Below are 691 nucleotides of genomic sequence, written 5' to 3'. Positions count from 1 at the left end.
GCCTACGTCATCTACACCTCCGGCTCCACCGGACGACCCAAAGGCGTCGTCAACACCCACCACAACGTGGTGCGGCTGTTCGACGCCACACGGCGGTGGTTCGACTTCGGCCCGGACGACGTGTGGACGCTGTTCCACTCGTACGCCTTCGACTTCTCGGTGTGGGAGCTGTGGGGTGCGCTGCTGCACGGCGGCCGGCTGGTCGTGGTGTCCTACGAGGTGAGCCGGACGCCGGGCGCGTTCCTCGACCTGCTGGCCGAGCACGGTGTCACCGTCCTCAACCAGACCCCGTCGGCCTTCCACCAGCTGGCGCAGGCCGACGCGAGCGGTCCGCGCCGACTGGCCCTGCGGCTCGTGGTGTTCGGCGGAGAGGCGCTGCGGCTGTCCCGCCTCGCCGACTGGTACCGGCGGCACCCCGACGACGCGCCGGTCCTGGTCAACATGTACGGCATCACCGAGACCACGGTGCATGTGACGTACCAGCCGCTGACCCGGGAACTGGTCACCGGGGCGGCGGCCAGCGTGATCGGCACCGGCATCCCCGACCTGCGCACGTACGTGCTGGACGGCGCCCTGCGACTGGTCCCGCCCGGGGTGGTCGGCGAGCTGTACGTCGCGGGGGCCGGTGTGGCCCGCGGGTACCTGGGCCGGCCGGGACTGACCGCCGAGCGGTTCGTCGCCGACCCCTACG

At 71.6% G+C, this 691-nt stretch carries 1 protein-coding gene; it reads left to right on the top strand.

The features are described 5' to 3' along the window. Window positions 1-691: AMP-binding protein (locus tag GT045_RS01965; RefSeq protein WP_161333087.1), on the top strand; the 691-nt coding region annotated here is incomplete at both ends.

Origin of the sequence: Streptomyces sp. SID486 (assembly GCF_009865385.1) — a bacterium.
Taxonomy (GTDB): domain Bacteria; phylum Actinomycetota; class Actinomycetes; order Streptomycetales; family Streptomycetaceae; genus Streptomyces.
Note: the sequence above shows the minus strand (reverse complement) of the source record. Positions and strands in the feature narration are given on the sequence as shown.